This window comes from Dyella mobilis, assembly GCF_016904945.1.
GTDB lineage: Bacteria > Pseudomonadota > Gammaproteobacteria > Xanthomonadales > Rhodanobacteraceae > Dyella_B > Dyella_B mobilis.
The window spans coordinates 1070965-1085368 of record NZ_JADIKF010000039.1; the positions used below are offsets into that span (position 1 = coordinate 1070965).

At 60.2% G+C, this 14404-nt stretch carries 15 protein-coding genes; 10 read left to right on the forward strand and 5 right to left on the reverse strand.

Going from position 1 to position 14404, the window contains the following annotated elements; translation table 11 throughout:
• Positions 1-32: 32 nt before the first annotated feature.
• Both ISS99_RS15980 and ISS99_RS15985 read right to left on the reverse strand, forming a co-directional pair.
• Complete coding sequence (locus ISS99_RS15980) at positions 33-1139, reverse strand: undecaprenyl/decaprenyl-phosphate alpha-N-acetylglucosaminyl 1-phosphate transferase (RefSeq protein WP_204632564.1); 1107 nt, start codon at positions 1137-1139, stop codon at positions 33-35.
• Between the two features lie 514 nt (positions 1140-1653).
• Complete coding sequence (locus ISS99_RS15985; RefSeq protein ID WP_204632565.1) at positions 1654-2691, reverse strand: polysaccharide biosynthesis/export family protein; 1038 nt, start codon at positions 2689-2691, stop codon at positions 1654-1656.
• A gap of 782 nt (positions 2692-3473) precedes the next feature.
• Here ISS99_RS15985 and ISS99_RS15990 point away from each other — a divergent pair.
• The 3 genes from ISS99_RS15990 to ISS99_RS16000 all read left to right on the forward strand — a co-directional run bounded on the left by ISS99_RS15990 (position 3474) and on the right by ISS99_RS16000 (position 6696).
• On the forward strand, positions 3474-4508 hold the full coding sequence (locus ISS99_RS15990; protein WP_204632566.1) for an NAD-dependent epimerase: 1035 nt from the start codon (positions 3474-3476) through the stop codon (positions 4506-4508).
• A 447-nt stretch (positions 4509-4955) separates the two neighbouring features.
• Complete coding sequence (locus ISS99_RS15995) at positions 4956-5936, forward strand: polysaccharide deacetylase family protein (protein WP_204632567.1); 981 nt, start codon at positions 4956-4958, stop codon at positions 5934-5936.
• Positions 5926-6696 carry a formyl transferase gene (locus ISS99_RS16000; RefSeq protein ID WP_204632568.1) on the forward strand — a complete coding sequence of 257 codons (771 nt, stop codon included), beginning with the start codon at positions 5926-5928 and terminating at the stop codon, positions 6694-6696. Before ISS99_RS15995 ends, ISS99_RS16000 begins: the two co-directional genes overlap by 11 nt.
• Before the next feature lie 6 nt (positions 6697-6702).
• Here ISS99_RS16000 and ISS99_RS16005 read toward each other — a convergent pair whose 3' ends face one another.
• Positions 6703-7677 (reverse strand): DMT family transporter, encoded by a 975-nt coding sequence (locus ISS99_RS16005; RefSeq protein ID WP_204632569.1) that lies wholly within the window; start codon positions 7675-7677, stop codon positions 6703-6705.
• Between the two features lie 177 nt (positions 7678-7854).
• On the opposite strand from ISS99_RS16005, the gene ISS99_RS16010 reads away from it, so the two are divergent.
• From ISS99_RS16010 to ISS99_RS16035, 6 genes are all read left to right on the forward strand, one after another.
• On the forward strand, positions 7855-8343 hold the full coding sequence (locus ISS99_RS16010) for an Lrp/AsnC family transcriptional regulator (RefSeq protein WP_204632570.1): 489 nt from the start codon (positions 7855-7857) through the stop codon (positions 8341-8343).
• Between the two features lie 118 nt (positions 8344-8461).
• On the forward strand, positions 8462-9565 hold the full coding sequence (locus tag ISS99_RS16015) for a hypothetical protein (protein ID WP_204632571.1): 1104 nt from the start codon (positions 8462-8464) through the stop codon (positions 9563-9565).
• A 96-nt stretch (positions 9566-9661) separates the two neighbouring features.
• The gene (locus tag ISS99_RS16020; protein WP_204632572.1) at positions 9662-10708 is read left to right on the forward strand and encodes a Dyp-type peroxidase; all 1047 of its coding nucleotides are present in this window, start codon (positions 9662-9664) and stop codon (positions 10706-10708) included.
• Positions 10701-11507, forward strand: coding sequence for a family 1 encapsulin nanocompartment shell protein (locus ISS99_RS16025; protein WP_204632573.1), 807 nt, complete (start codon positions 10701-10703; stop codon positions 11505-11507). The genes ISS99_RS16020 and ISS99_RS16025 overlap by 8 nt, the downstream gene beginning before the upstream one ends.
• Positions 11508-11545: 38 nt before the next feature.
• Complete coding sequence (locus tag ISS99_RS16030; RefSeq protein WP_204632574.1) at positions 11546-11743, forward strand: hypothetical protein; 198 nt, start codon at positions 11546-11548, stop codon at positions 11741-11743.
• Between the two features lie 178 nt (positions 11744-11921).
• On the forward strand, positions 11922-12845 hold the full coding sequence (locus tag ISS99_RS16035; protein ID WP_204632575.1) for a bestrophin family protein: 924 nt from the start codon (positions 11922-11924) through the stop codon (positions 12843-12845).
• A gap of 48 nt (positions 12846-12893) precedes the next feature.
• Here ISS99_RS16035 and ISS99_RS16040 read toward each other — a convergent pair whose 3' ends face one another.
• Positions 12894-13169, reverse strand: a complete 276-nt coding sequence (locus tag ISS99_RS16040) for a hypothetical protein (protein ID WP_204632576.1) — start codon at positions 13167-13169, stop codon at positions 12894-12896.
• Between the two features lie 107 nt (positions 13170-13276).
• Here ISS99_RS16040 and ISS99_RS16045 point away from each other — a divergent pair, with 107 nt between their 5' ends.
• Positions 13277-13480, forward strand: coding sequence for a hypothetical protein (locus tag ISS99_RS16045; protein ID WP_204632577.1), 204 nt, complete (start codon positions 13277-13279; stop codon positions 13478-13480).
• Here ISS99_RS16045 and ISS99_RS16050 read toward each other — a convergent pair.
• Complete coding sequence (locus ISS99_RS16050) at positions 13477-14388, reverse strand: LysR family transcriptional regulator (protein ID WP_204632578.1); 912 nt, start codon at positions 14386-14388, stop codon at positions 13477-13479. The two genes, ISS99_RS16045 and ISS99_RS16050, sit on opposite strands and share 4 nt — an antisense overlap.
• Positions 14389-14404: the final 16 nt, after the last annotated feature.

The window sequence follows — 14404 nt, forward strand, 5'->3', positions numbered from 1 at the left end:
TGTAGCCAGTGTCCCGGTTGCATCGTCTTGGCTCAGCGACTTGGCAATCTGGCGTGCGCGTGCTCGTTGGTGGCGATCCGATTAGGCGCAGGGCGCTCGCGTTTGCGTTTGGCTTCCTGGCGCGCTCGAACCCGGGTAACCGTGACGATGTACACCATCATGGTGAACAGGAAAGCCGCAAGGTTCAATCCGGCCGAGGTGGCCAGGTGGCTGATGAAGGCTCCTATGAGCGCAAAGCTAACTGCCACTGAGGTGAGCACGAGCAGCGTGGTGCGTGGCCCAAGGCCGGCATCCAGGAGAATGTGGTGCACGTGGCCGCGATCCGGCTTGAAGGGGGATTTCCCCTGACGTGTACGCCGCAGCATTACGGCAAACGTATCGAAGACCGGCAAGGCTACGCACCAGAGCACGTCGACCGGAGACAAATGCGTCTGCGTTGCCTGGCTCATGCGTACCAGCGACCAGGCCAGCAAGTAGCCGATGAGCATGCTGCCTGCATCGCCCAGAAAAATTTTGCGTCCCATGAAACCCAGGTTGGTCAGCAAATAGGGCAGCGAGGCCGTTGCCAGCATGGCCAGCAGCAGCACCATTTCCTGCAGGGCCGGCGGGCTGGCGAACAAGACGATGGCTGCGATGCTTACCAGCTCCAGGCTGCCGGCGAGGCCGTCGATGCCGTCCATCAGGTTGAACGCATTCATCAGGCCGATGATGGCGATCACCGTTACCGGCGGCCCAAGCCAGCCCAGGTTCACTTCATAGCCGAAGATTCGTCCAAGCGTGTGGATGTAGACGCCGGTGCTGGCAATCACCGTGAGAATGGCCAGCGCCTGGATCAGCAGGCGATCGCGCACGCTGAGGTCGTAGCGGTCGTCCAGCGCACCGAGCACGGTCAGCAGCATGGCGGTGAAGATGAGGATCTTCACGAACCAGTGGAAATGGCCATAGGCGGCCGCACCCACGGTTATTCCCATGAAAATGGCCAAGCCGCCTACCAGCGGAACGTCGCCGGCATGTTGCTTGCGCTGATCGGGATGATCCATCAGGCCCAGCATGACGGCGAATCGCCGCAGCATGAAGATGGCCGTTGCGGAGGTGCACGCGCCAACCAGGCAGTCAAAAATTACGCGGGGTTCTAGCATGTCAATTCTTTCCCGTCGCGCTCAGAAGGTCCCCCCGGCCTGCGCGAATTCATTGGTAAGTGATGAGACATCGGGCGGTGGAATGCGCGACGGCTTGAGACTATGAATCCACGATCGACGATATCGCCGCTCCAGCCCTCTTGACGACGCCTTCAGGGTGGAGCCCGAGCCTGCATCCGCGGAGCGATGTCAGGCGTCGAACCAGCGACCAGCTTTGGAACCTATCATCTTTGGATGGCAAATCACGTGTCGGCGATTGGATGTGTTCAGTGCATAACCACTTAGTTCTAGGAATGGTCAACGTCTTGTTAAAAAAATCTCGTGTCGACGAATGTGTGAACGTGCCGGATAGCTGAATGAGTGCTCTCTGCATGGATAAACGATCTCCTCTGCATTGGAGGTTTGTTGGGTGGCGTCGCCACGCACGATCGGCGTGGCAACGCTCAGCCCAGGTGTCTCACCATTGTGACGACGCGTGTGCCTGACACTCGTGCCGTGGTGAGACTGGCGCACATCAGTGAGTCGTCTGGTTCACGGAATAGTTGGTATAGGCCGCCGTACTCAACAGCGTTGCCGAAGGCAGGATCTGGCTCAGCACGCGGTTCCAGCGCGTGATGCCTGCGGGCCCGACAAACACGACATCGCCTTCTTTCACCCTGAATTCGTCGCCAAGCGCGAACGCTGAAGGGGAGCGGGCATCCAGTTGGAATACCTTGGCGGGTGCGTGCTGCAGATCGTTGGCGCCGCGAATGACGTAAACCTGTTTACCGCTTGAGGTAAGTGGATTCAGGCCGCCGACCCGACCCAGTGCCTGGGTCAGCGACAGATGGTCGGCAGTGCCGAAATTAATCGCCATGGGGCGCATGACTTCGCCCATGACATACACCTCGCGGGTATCGTTATACGGCATGTACAAGCGATCCCCGGACTTCAGGAAGATATCTTTGGCGATGCTTCGATCGCCATTGAGAGCAGCCAGGTCCAGATGGTAGTCCTGCCCGTCGCGGCTCAGGATCAGGTCGGAGAGATTGGCTACGTTGTTATTGATGGTGGCCGTGCCAAGTGCTTCCCAAAGGGTCAGCGGAACGGCAGTGATCGGTTGCGGATCGGTTTTCAGGAACGCACCCTGGATCATCACGTGCTGGCTGTTGTAGCCGACTACGTTCACATCCACCTGGGGATCCTTCACATAGGTTGCGAGCTTGCCCGTAATGGCCGCGCGCAGCTGTTCTATGGTCATTCCTGCGACGTGCACGGCACCCAGGTAAGGGTAGAAGAGCGTGCCGTCAGAGCGCACCAGGCGGCCGTTGGCGGCGGTTTGTTGCTGCATACCTGCAGGTGATGTCAGTTCCGGGTGATCCCACACCGTAATGTAAAGCGTGTCGCCGGGACCGATGCGATAAGGTTCAGGTTTGTAGGCCAGCAGCGCGTCAGGTATGGCTGCGCTGAGTGTCGTTGGGCTGTTTGCAGCGAGCAGTTGGGGCGTGATGGTCACCAGCTGAATCTGGCTGTTGTCCGTGGGTGTGCCGCGTACCAATCCTTTGTCCGACATGTATTGTCCTGGCGCCATGACGCAACTTTGAAGAAGAAGGGCCGAGCCAAGGACGATCAAGGAAGATGAGATTTTCACGATCAGCGGGATCCTTTTTTTAAGGAGGCGTACCACGAAGGTCGCCATTCACCAGCACGCCATCAGTGCCATCGAGTTCAGCTTTGTGAAACTGAACCACCGAAACAGTGATCAGAAGAACTTCTCGATTCCCTTCGCAGCGATTCAACCGCGCGCAGTAGCGATGCATGTAATGGGGATATCAAAAAAGCGGGCTACTTGATGACACAGACGGCGTGAACAGAGCATTACAATTTTTAAGAAGTTGAAAATTTTGCGGCATGCAAATTGCGACGACGTCAAATCGTCTTCTCATTCGTGAACGACGAGAAAATGAAATGAGGTGAATGACGTCCAATCGCATCCATCGAAATGCGAGTCGTGCTTTCATTGAAAAGTGACATTCGATGGAGTGCTGAGTTGGATCGGTTGCGAGCGCACGAAGACAAGTGCTCGCGATCATGGCGGACGTGGCAGTCGTGCTTCACGCAAACAGCACGGTTTCCCGTCCAGGAGCTGGGAGCTCATCGTCCACGGAAACCTTTGATGGCTCCATCGACCATGGAGCCCTGGCCGGGATTTCCTTGGATTCACGCAATGCGACTCAAGCGGCCGTCATGCCGACCGGTTCCGACCGGGCGATGGCATAGACGCGATGGTTCAACTTCTGCGCTGAAGGTTATGGGGGGAGCGTCGATACCAACATTTGGATAGAGACTGCCAAAATGAAAGTACTTGTTACAGGTACCGCCGGTTTCATCGGATCCCACGTCGCCACCAAGCTTCTCGATCGCGGTGACCACGTCATCGGCATCGATAATCTCAACGACTATTACGACGTCAATTTGAAGAAGGCACGCCTGGCGCGCCTGGCAGAGCGGCCCAACTACACCCACGTTCACGCGGACCTGGCCGACCGCAAGGCGATCGAGGGTGTTTTTTCCAAGCACCAGCCGCAGCGCGTCGTGAATCTCGCCGCACAGGCCGGCGTTCGATACGCTGCGGAAAATCCGCACGTGTATGTGAGCAGCAACGTTACCGGCTTTCTGCACATTCTCGAAGGTTGCCGGCATCACGGCGTGGAACACCTGGTATTCGCATCCACCAGTTCGGTATATGGCGCCAATACGGCCATGCCTTTTTCCGAACATGAGTCCACCGAGCATCCGCTGACCCTTTACGCAGCCAGCAAAAAAGCCAACGAGCAGATGGCGCACAGCTATGCGCATCTTTACGGCATCCCCTGCACGGGGCTGCGCTTCTTCACGGTATACGGTCCCTGGGGAAGGCCGGACATGGCGCTGTTCCTGTTCACGAAGGCCATGCTGGCTGGCGAACCGATCAAGGTCTTCAATCACGGCAGGCACAAGCGAAGCTTTACCTACGTGGCCGACATCGCCGAAGGTGTCGTAAGAACGCTGGACGTCGTACCTGGCAAGTCGGCCGAATGGAACGGGGCCAAGCCGGACCCGGCCAGCAGCGGCGTGGCTCCCTATCGCATCTACAACATCGGTAACGAGGAGCCTGTGGAGTTGCTGCGTTACATCGAAGTGCTGGAGCAATGTCTGGGGCGAAAAGCAAAAATGCAGATGCTGCCCTTGCAGGCGGGGGACGTGCCGAACACCGAAGCGGATGTCTCCGCGCTGGTGGAGGCAGTGGGATACCGGCCGCAAGTGTCGGTGGAAACGGGCGTTGCCAATTTCGTGGATTGGTATCGCAGCTACTACGGCGTGAAGTCGAGCGCGAGGGCTGTCGCCTGAACCGAGGTGCATGCAGCTATCGCCAATCGGCTCAAAGCCGATGGCGATTGCCTGCTTTTTAATGAAGGTCAACTCATGACCGCTGCTGCAGTGCATTTCGATGCACTGCAGCAGCGTTGTGAGTGATCGGCGCGACGCGGTTTTGCCGGTTCCATATAAATCATTTACTTACGAGGAAGGCAGTCCGCTTTTGTATTTATCCAGGTTCATTTTCCCCACAAATATTGGATGGCGGATGCTTCCGACTTTTCACCCAGGGTCCGTTTCGATGCATTTCCTCATCAACCCTTCAGATTCCCGCATTAAGAATCTGGGCAGTTCGATCGATGCACAGCAAGAGGGTAGGCAAGAAGGGCAAATCGTCCGGATCGCTGCTCGCTGCCATGGCACGTTGGAACTCGTGGTTTCAGCAGGGGGGCGTCCTGACTGATGAGGTTTGGCTCACATATGCCGGGCATCTTTACTATCTCGCTGGATCTAGAGTTGTATTGGGGCGTGCGTGACAGCCGCAGTTTTGGCGACTACGAGGCCAACCTGTTTGGCGAACGCGATGCCATTCGCGGCATGCTCGATCTGTTCCAATCCCATGGCGTGCATGCCACGTGGGCAACCATTGGCCTGCTGTTCTTCAAGGATGTCGGCGAGTTGCGACAGCATTTGCCTCGCGTGCTGCCTGACTACCATCGCCAAAAGCTTTCTTCCTATCGCTACATGGATGAGCGGGCGTGGGGTGACGATGACATCTATCATTTTGCGCCGGACACGATCGAGCTGATCCGCAGTTGTGCCGGGCAGGAGGTAGGCACGCACACCTTCTCGCACTATTACTGCCTGGAAGAAGGGCAAACGATCGAGGCATTTCGTGCGGATTTGCAGGCTGCGGTGGAGACAGCCAAGGCTCGAGGCATTCTCACCCATAGCCTGGTATTTCCGCGCAATCAGGGTAATCCGGCGTATTTGCCCGTGCTCGACGAGCTGGGCATCGCCTGCTACCGCGGCAATGAAAGCGCATCGTTTTACAAGCCAAGGAACCAGCTGGAACAAAGCCGGATGGTACGCGCTTTGCGCCTGATGGACGCGTATATCAACCTGAGCGGCTACAACACCTACAGCCTGGAAGAATGCGCACGACACCGTCCGTTCAATATTCCGGCCAGCCGATTCCTGCGTCCTTATTCGCGCTCGCTGGCTTTTTTGGAAAACCTTCGCCTGCGGCGCATCAAGCGCGCCATGCGCGACGCTGCGATGGGAAACAGGTTGTTCCATTTGTGGTGGCACCCGCATAATTTCGGCGCCGACGTGAAGCGCAATCTCGCTTTTCTCAAGAAAATTCTGGATTACTATGGCCAGCTTCATCAGCGCCATGGCATGCAGTCGTACAACATGGGCGAGATCGCGGCGATGCTGGAACACGTGCATGTCGGCTAGGGCGAAGATCGTGCTGCTTGCCGGCGAAGGATTGTCCACCCAGGTGATGTATCACGGACTTCGGGAGGAATTCGACGTCGTCGAGGTCATCCTGGAACAGAAGCCCTCAGCGCTCAAAATGCTGCGCCATCGCGCGCGCAAGCTCGGCCTGCTTCAGACCGCCGGGCAATTCGCCTTTATCCTGTATAGCCGGCTGCTTGGGCGCGCTTCTCAACCCCGCATCGAGCGATTGCTGGGTTTGCACGGCTTGTCGGATGCGCCCATTCCCGTACAGTCCATCACTCGCGTCTCCAGTGCCAACGAACGAGGTGTCGCGAAACATCTACGCAAGCTTGCGCCGCAGGCTGTGGTGGTGAACGGGACGCGCATCCTGTCCAAGAAGCTGTTGGAGGCGGTAGATGCGCCCTTCATCAACACGCACATGGGTATCACCCCGGCTTACCGCGGGGTGCATGGCGGCTATTGGGCACTGGCTTCCGACGATCTCGCGCATTGCGGCGTTACGGTTCATCTGGTCGACCCGGGAGTGGATACGGGCAGCGTTCTCTACCAGGCGCTGGTCACTCCCGAAGCCGAAGACAATTTCGCCACTTATCCGGTCCTGCAACTGGTGCAGGGGGTGTTGTTGATGAAGGCTGCATTGCGCGATGCCGCGGCGGGACGCCTGTCTCCTCGTGCCAGCGATGGACCGTCGCAGCAGTGGTATCACCCCACCTTGTTCGGATACTGGAAAACGCGCTGGCAACGCGGTGTCAAATAATGCTGGCTAGGCAGTGGTCTGGGTTTGCGAGTCCAGCGGATGCCGATGCGCAGCAATGCAGGACACTACGCTAAGCGCCACCAGTGCAAAGGCAAGCGCTTCCCATGGCGACGGCAGCCGGTGCTCCCACAAAAAGCCGTAGATCAAGGCGAAGAGGGTTTCAAACAGAATCATCTGCCCTACGAGGGTGAGGGGAAGCAGGCGGCTCATGCGATTCCAGAGCGAGTTGCCGACGATCGATGCCAGCACGGCCACGCCGATCGAAACACCGCCAAACTTTGCCCATGCCTGCGTGTCGTGATGAGTGAAATCGAGTGCAAGCGCCAGCGGCAGCAGGACGACCGCCTGGGCGCCGGTGACGATTCCGGTCAGCAGGTTCCAGTCGTGCACCGAAACGTGATGCACGCGCTCCAGCCATCGGCTATTGCCCACTGCATAGATGGTCCACGAGGCGAGCGCCCCGATGGCGCAGAGCAATCCGGTGGCTCTCGCAGCCAAGGGCCCGGACACTGGCGCCGCAAGGGCCTGCCAGCCGATGCAGAGGGTGCCCGCCGCACAGAGCAGCAATGATGGCGCGAGCTTGCGCAGCGGAACGGCATCGCTGTCGCGGCTGCCGATAATGGTTACGGCAACCGGCAGAAAGCCGATGATGAGCGACGTCATGGCGATGCCGCCGGTCTGCACCGCCTGCGACAGCAGAATGTAGTAGAGCGTGTTGCCGCACAACGCCAGCCACAGCAATGCCAGCCATTCGCGTCGCGTGACCGTTGCCAGGAGTGCGCGCCAGCGGGGAGCAATCAACATCGTGGAAATGACGCCGTAGGAAAAATAGCGGCCCACGGCCAGTTCCAGCGGGCTGAATGCGCGCACCAGTTGCGGGGCCAGGAACACCAGTCCCCAGACCGCTCCTGCACCTACGCCGGAGGCTATGCCAAGCGCCGTGGCGTGGCGGCTGGGTCTGCGGCTTGGGGTACTGCTCATGGTGGGTCTCTCGTGAAGAAATCGGCGGAGGAACGGGGCAGAGTGCCTGCGACAAGCAAGCCCGTGAGTCCGCCTTGGGGCAAAATTTTAAGAAAAGTCTGCTTCGGCGATTTTTATCACCGAATCGGTGGGTAAAGTGCTCTTGATCCAGGCCTCAAATGCAACAAATAATCGCTCATGGCAAACCAGACCATTCCCCAGAGCCGCGGAGTCGATGCTTTCGACCGGGCCATCCTTCGCATCATCCAGCGCGACAACAAGACGCCGCAGCGGGTGATCGCCGAGCAGGTCAACCTGTCCGCCGCCGCCGTGCAGCGGCGCATTGCAGCCATGGAGAAAGCCGGAGTCATTGCGCAGAACGTGGCGGTGGTCGATCCGGACGCGATGTCCCTGGCCATCACTGCCATCGTCGAGCTGCACTTGCGCGATGAGCGCCACACGACCGTCGATCCGGCCAAGGCGCTCTTTCGCGATACGCCCGAGATCCAGCAGTGCTACTACGTCACCGGCGGTACCAGTTTCGTCCTGATTATCGTGACGCCCGACATGCGGGCTTACAAAGAACTGACCCGTCGCCTGTTTGCACAGAATGAACTCGTCGACAGCTATCGAACGCTGGTCGTGCTGGACCGGGTCAAGTCGGATCTGGCTATCGTCATTCCTTGAGAGGGACATTCGGAAGGCTGGTGATGCCAAGGAATGTCCTCAGTCGAACGTTTCGCCTCATTCTTTCATCTGTAGCCGTCCCATGCGATTGTTGATGGGCCATTGAAAAGGAACTTTCATGCATCGGATCAGCGTGTCCAATCTGTTCGGATCGAACCAGCCCGCACGTGGGGCAAATGTGCACGCGTGGGAGCATCCGCCGATCGTCGATCTTTGCACGGTCGAGGCGGATTACGGCCATCTGCTCGCCTTGACTTCAGATGGCGCACTGGTGGGCATGAATCTCGACACCGGGATTTGCAACAGGCTGTGTTCCGTTGCGCTGCCGGCGTTGCAGCAGGGAAGCGAGGGGGTGTATTTCAGCGCACCCGGCTACGGGCTGCACGCATCCTCCGATGGGCGATACGCGGCCGTGGTCGTTGATAGAGGGCGAGAAGGAATCGTGGTGGAGGTGGCAACCGGCACGCCAACGATGCGCCTGGATGGCGGGGACTACCATCAGGGTACGGTTCCCTTCAGTGCCTGCTTTCTTTCCCACCGGGGGCGCGATCTGTTGGTTCACCGCACGGCCTGGAACCGGCTCGACGTTGCAGATCCGGTCACTGGAAAATCGCTGACCGAACGCGATGACGAGGCGGCTGATCATCACCTCGATTATTTTCATGGACAGCTCCGGCCGAATCCCGACGGCAGCCGGCTGTTCGACGATGGATGGGTATGGCATCCGGTGTCCATGCCGCGGGCTTGGTCGGTGCGCGATTGGCTGGAAACCAACCCTTGGGAAAGCGAAGACGGCACTTCCGCCGTCTATCTGACCACGCGCGAAGACTGGGGATTTGCCGCCTGCTGGATCGATAACCGGCACGTGGCGATTTGGGGATTGGCCAACTGGGATGGCGAAGAGTTTCAGGAAACGGCACAAGGTCCCGGCGTGCGCATTCTGGATGCCACGCAACGCGAGCAGTCATCCGAGCGGCGCCTGGCGATGGATCTGGATGAAGCGCGCGTGGTCGACCTCTTCAGCGATGGGGTCCATCTTTACGTGGCCTCCTTGGATGGCACAACGATTTGGCACATCGAATCCGGAAAGCAGGTGGCGGAGTTTTCCGAATTTACCGCCCGATTGCATCATCGGGGGCGCAAGGCACTGATTGCCATTCGGCCGGGTGAGATCCTCGAGTTTCCGGTGCGCGACTGGGCGGATGGAGATAGCGAGCGATGAAACGGCCAACGATGCGGCGATCGACGACGAACTTCGGACTTTCAACTTCTTCGGGCCGCGACCATACTACGGCGACCCATTCGTGAGGTGTCGCAAGTGTCTTCCGCCATTCCGCAACCAGTCATTGCAACGCTTACGAAATCGGCCATTTTCCTGGCGGTGACGCTGAAGCCCGAACCGCTCGGCGATACGGCGGTGAGAGCTTTGTGCGGCGATCTGCCGTCGCTTTTGCGCGCGGTGGGATTTCGCGATCCGGGCGGACGTCTTTCCTGCGTGATGGGGTTCGGCTCGGATGCCTGGGATCGGCTGTTCGGCCAGCCCAGGCCCGTGGAATTGCATCCCTTTCGCGAAATTCGCGGGGTGCATCACGCGGTCTCCACGCAAGCCGATCTTCTGTTTCACATTCGCGCCATGCGCATGGACCTTTGCTTTGAGCTGGCCAGCGAAATCATGTCGCGCATTGGCGATGGCGTCGCCAACGTCGACGAGGTGCACGGCTTCAAATATTTCGACGAGCGCGACCTGCTCGGCTTCGTCGACGGCACCGAGAATCCGGTCGACCAGGATGCCGCCGACGCGGCCATCATCGGCGAAGAGGACGCGGATTTCGCCGGCGGCAGTTACGTGATCGTGCAGAAGTACCTGCACGACGTGCGGGCCTGGAATGCGATGCCGGTGGAGCACCAGGAAGGGATTATCGGCCGCAAGAAGCTGTCGGATATCGAATTGGCCGAAGCGGCCAAGCCCACCTATGCGCACAACGTGCTGACGAACATCGTCGAGAACGGCGAGCAGTTGCAAATCGTGCGCGACAACATGCCGTTCGGCGAAGTGGGCAAGGGCGAGTTCGGCACCTATTTCATCGGTTATGCGCGATCGCCGCGCCGGATCGAATTGATGCTCACCAACATGTTCGTCGGCAATCCGCCGGGCAATTACGACCGCCTGCTCGATGTCAGCAAGGCCGTCACCGGGTCGTTGTTCTTCGTGCCATCGGCCACCTTCCTGGCCAACGTTACGGCCGAAGGCGCAGTCGTTGCGCCGGCCGGCACAGAAGGTGCGGCGGATGCGGAAGCATCCCGCCCTGTGTCCGATGGCTCGCTTGGTATCGGTTCGCTCAAAGGAGGACCTGCACGTGAATAATCTTCATCGGAAGCTTGCGCCGATTTCGGAAGGGGCGTGGGAGCAGATCGAGGCGGAAGCCGCCCGAACCTTGAAACGCCATCTCGCGGCGCGCCGCATCGTGGACGTGGTGGGGCCGAAAGGTTTCGATTTTTCGTGTGTGGGTACCGGCCACCTGCAAAACATCAAGTCGCCGGCCGACGGCGTGCAGGCATCGCTGCGCGAAGCGAAGGCAGTGGTGGAACTGCGCGTGCCCTTTGAATTGTCGCGCGAGGCCCTCGATTCGGTGGAGCGCGGTGCCAACGATCCGGACCTGCAGCCGCTCAAGGATGCTGCGCGCAAGATCGCGTTCGCCGAAGACGGTGCGATCTTCGAAGGCTACGAAGCGGCCGGCATTGCGGGTATTCGCCGCGGAACCAGCAACAAAGCGGTAACGCTGCCTGCTGATATCGGCAACTACCCCGTGGCGGTTGCTCAGGCGGTGAGCCGCCTGCGCGAGGCTGGAGTCAATGGGCCTTATGCGCTGCTCTTGGGTGAGCAGGCCTACACCAAGGTGAGCGGGGCCACGGATGCCGGATATCCGGTGATCAGGGACCTGCAGCGCCTGGTGGAGTCGGAGATCATCTGGGCGCCAGCGATCAAGGGCGGAGTGGTGGTGAGCACGCGCGGCGGAGATTTCGAGCTGCACCTGGGCCAGGATTTTTCCATCGGCTACCTGAGCCACTCCGAGCGCAGCGTTCACTTGTATCTGCAGGAGACCTTCACCTTCCTGCAGTTGACCGCGGAAGCTGCGGTACTGCTGACCGCGGGTGGCAAATAAAGGCCGGGCGAGTGGCCTCCTGATTGGAGCCGTGAACCATGCAGTCCTTCGACTTCTACATCAGCCCGGCGCGGCCCACGCTCGGCCTTTACGTACGCCATGGCGCAGGCCTGCCGGATCTGGTCGACGCCAAGCAGTGGCAGCTTGAAGGCCAGGCGTGGGCCAGCGAATTGCAGCCGGCGATCTTGCAGGTGCTGGATGCGAACGGTCACGCCTTTCAAGAGTTGGGAAGTTGAACGAACGCGGCGATTCGGTGAATCGCTGCGCCGGCAACGCAAACGCCATTGATCGCGCCTGCTGAATCGGATCGATGCGCCGTTGCGTTTTGTTCGCCACGGATGAACCTCCTGGCGCCAGGTTTCGAGGATGGCGCACAGGACTTTCCTCGAAAATCACTGCTATCGATGCCCTGACATGATCGTAAGACCGCGCAAGGCACACTCCGTCACGACGCTGCTGTTTGCCCTGAAGGGATCGATCGTCCCGATCATCTGGCCGCGCGTGGCCTACACCATGCTGCTCTCGCTCGCCGTGGTCGTGGCGGAGCGGCATGGGCTGGCGGTCGGCTTTACCTTGAATGCCGCGCCATTGACGTTGTTGGGATTGACGTTGGCGATCTTCCTGGGCTTTCGCAATAACGTGGCCTATCAGCGATGGTGGGAGGGGCGCACTTTGTGGGGCGACCTGTTGATCGCATCGCGCAATCTTGCCCGGCAAACGCGGGCCTTCATGCCCTCATTGGACGAGGCCAGGCATCGCGAGCTGGTCAATGGCCTGATCGGTTTCGCGCATGCCTTGCGCCATCACCTGCGCGGCAGTTCGCCCGATGCCGACCTTGCGCGCTGGCTGCCTGCCGAAGCGAGAGAAAAGGTGCTTGCTTCGGCGAACCGGCCCAATGCGTTGCTGGGATTCCTTGGGGTTTCCTACGCGCGCGCCGCGCGCGACGCCGGTATCGACAGCATGCTGCTTGTCGAAATGGATCACGAGCTCAACCAGTTGTCCCGCACCTTCGGCGGATGCGAGCGCATTAAAGGCACGCCCATTCCCTTTGCCTACATTCTGTTGTTGCATCGAACGGTGCACGTGTATTGCTTCATGCTGCCGTTCTGCCTGATCGGACCGCTGGGCTGGCTGACACCGTTGGCGGTCGGTATTCTCGCGTATACGTTTTTCGGGCTCGATGCGATCGGCGAGCAGATCGAAGATCCGTTCGACCTGCTGCCCAACGATCTGCCGCTCGATGCGATGAGCCGCACCATTGAACGCGACCTGCTCAGCCTGCAAGGGGCTTCGGATTTGCCGCCGCCGCTGGAGCCTCAGGATTTCGTCTTGCTTTGAGTTTTCGTTTGCACCCGGCCTGCAACAGCCGTTGCCGGAGCATGGCGCTCATCCCGATAGCAGATTGTTTTCGGTCTCGTCGACGAAGCGCGAGTAAGCCAGTTCAACCTGACCGTTCGGCCCGATCGTGGCGGTCACCGTCAGCTTGTACTGCGCGGGCGCACTGGCGGTGAACACCGAAGGCTGGCCCGGCACAGGATGAAAATCGGCGCCATTTATTTCGACACCCCAGGGCGTGGAGTTGTAGACATCCCACGCGGCGTTGTCGTCGTTGCCTTGCGGCGGCGGCATCGGAACGGCAAGCTTGAGATTGCCCTTGAGCATGGTCCTCTCCTCGACGTTGCGACGGTGGACTAGCTGTTTTCGCACGATGGCGTGGCATCATAGCGCCGCATGGGCGCGTTGGATGGAAGGCGCCCCGGAGGCTCGAAGTGGCAAAGCCCAACATGCCGCGCAACACCTTCAACCCGTTCGCACTCGGGCTCCTCGTACTGTTCTTGCTGGGCCTCAACCAGGTGATTGCGCATCGCTACTACCCGGCAAGCATTGCCTTGCAGGTGCTGTTTACGACTTGGCTGGTGGTGGGCTCGGCCTGGCTGGTGTGGCGTCGCTGGAAGGCGCGGAAGCGCTTTTAATCCAACGATTTTTGCGCATCCGCAGATGGCGCGAGCGCGCGGCGCAACCACGCAGCCAATGCCTCGATGCGACTGTCGTTGCGCCGGCGTGGCGCAGCCAGAATCCATTGCGCATCGGTTTGCCGGAATCCCCATGGTGCGAGCAGGCGTCCGGCGTCTAGGTCGTCTTGCACCAGTTGCTCCGGCGCAATGGCTACGCCAAGTCCTGCCACGGCCGCTTCCAACATGTAGAACAGGCGCGTAAAGCCCTGGCCGTAATGCAGCGCAGCCTGCACGTCGCCGGCTTTTGCCCAGGTCGGCCATGCCTGCGGGCGCGAGCTGGTGTGCAGCAGCGCCTCGTTTTCCAGGGCTGCCGGGCCGTGCTCGCGCAGACGGACGAGTCCCGGATAGCGTGGGCTGACCACGGGGCCGATGCGTTCCGGTGCCAGTTCATGCACCTGCCAGCCGGCCGGCCACGGGGCGGCGGCGAGCACCAGGGCGGCATCGGGTTCGGCACGCTGTGGCGCCAGGGGGTCTTCTTCGGGCGATAGATGCAGGCGGAGGGCCGGCAGATCGCGTTCCAGCCGGTCCAGCCGCGGGATCACCCAACGCGCCAGCAGGCTGCTGGGACAGCTGAGCACGAACGGAGCCTGGCCCCGGCTGCGCTGCAACTCCGACCAGCCGTCGCGCAGCTGGTCGAAAGCGTTGGCGACCCGGTCGCGCAACTGCTCGCCGACGGCGGTGAGGGCGATGCCGCGCCCAAGCCGCGTGAACAGCGGCTGCCCCAGCGCCTGCTCCAAAACCCGCAGCTGGCGGCTGATGGCGCCGTGGGTGACGTGCAGTTCTTCGGCGGCGCGGCTGACGCTGCCCAGCCGGGCCGTCGCCTCGAAGGCGCGCAGGGCATTCAGCGAGGGCAGGTCGCGGCTCAAGCGATTTGTGAGTTTT

What these genes read in the sequence shown, in the direction of transcription:
- ISS99_RS15980 (WP_204632564.1), bottom strand. Translation starts at nt 1,139, where the DNA reads ATGCTAGAACCCCGCGTAATTTTTGACTGCCTGGTTGGCGCGTGCACC.
- ISS99_RS15985 (WP_204632565.1), bottom strand. Translation starts at nt 2,691, where the DNA reads ATGTCGGACAAAGGATTGGTACGCGGCACACCCACGGACAACAGCCAG.
- ISS99_RS15990 (WP_204632566.1), top strand. Translation starts at nt 3,474, where the DNA reads ATGAAAGTACTTGTTACAGGTACCGCCGGTTTCATCGGATCCCACGTC.
- ISS99_RS15995 (WP_204632567.1), top strand. Translation starts at nt 4,956, where the DNA reads ATGCCGGGCATCTTTACTATCTCGCTGGATCTAGAGTTGTATTGGGGC.
- ISS99_RS16000 (WP_204632568.1), top strand. Translation starts at nt 5,926, where the DNA reads ATGTCGGCTAGGGCGAAGATCGTGCTGCTTGCCGGCGAAGGATTGTCC.
- ISS99_RS16005 (WP_204632569.1), bottom strand. Translation starts at nt 7,677, where the DNA reads ATGAGCAGTACCCCAAGCCGCAGACCCAGCCGCCACGCCACGGCGCTT.
- ISS99_RS16010 (WP_204632570.1), top strand. Translation starts at nt 7,855, where the DNA reads ATGGCAAACCAGACCATTCCCCAGAGCCGCGGAGTCGATGCTTTCGAC.
- ISS99_RS16015 (WP_204632571.1), top strand. Translation starts at nt 8,462, where the DNA reads ATGCATCGGATCAGCGTGTCCAATCTGTTCGGATCGAACCAGCCCGCA.
- ISS99_RS16030 (WP_204632574.1), top strand. Translation starts at nt 11,546, where the DNA reads ATGCAGTCCTTCGACTTCTACATCAGCCCGGCGCGGCCCACGCTCGGC.
- ISS99_RS16035 (WP_204632575.1), top strand. Translation starts at nt 11,922, where the DNA reads ATGATCGTAAGACCGCGCAAGGCACACTCCGTCACGACGCTGCTGTTT.
- ISS99_RS16040 (WP_204632576.1), bottom strand. Translation starts at nt 13,169, where the DNA reads ATGCTCAAGGGCAATCTCAAGCTTGCCGTTCCGATGCCGCCGCCGCAA.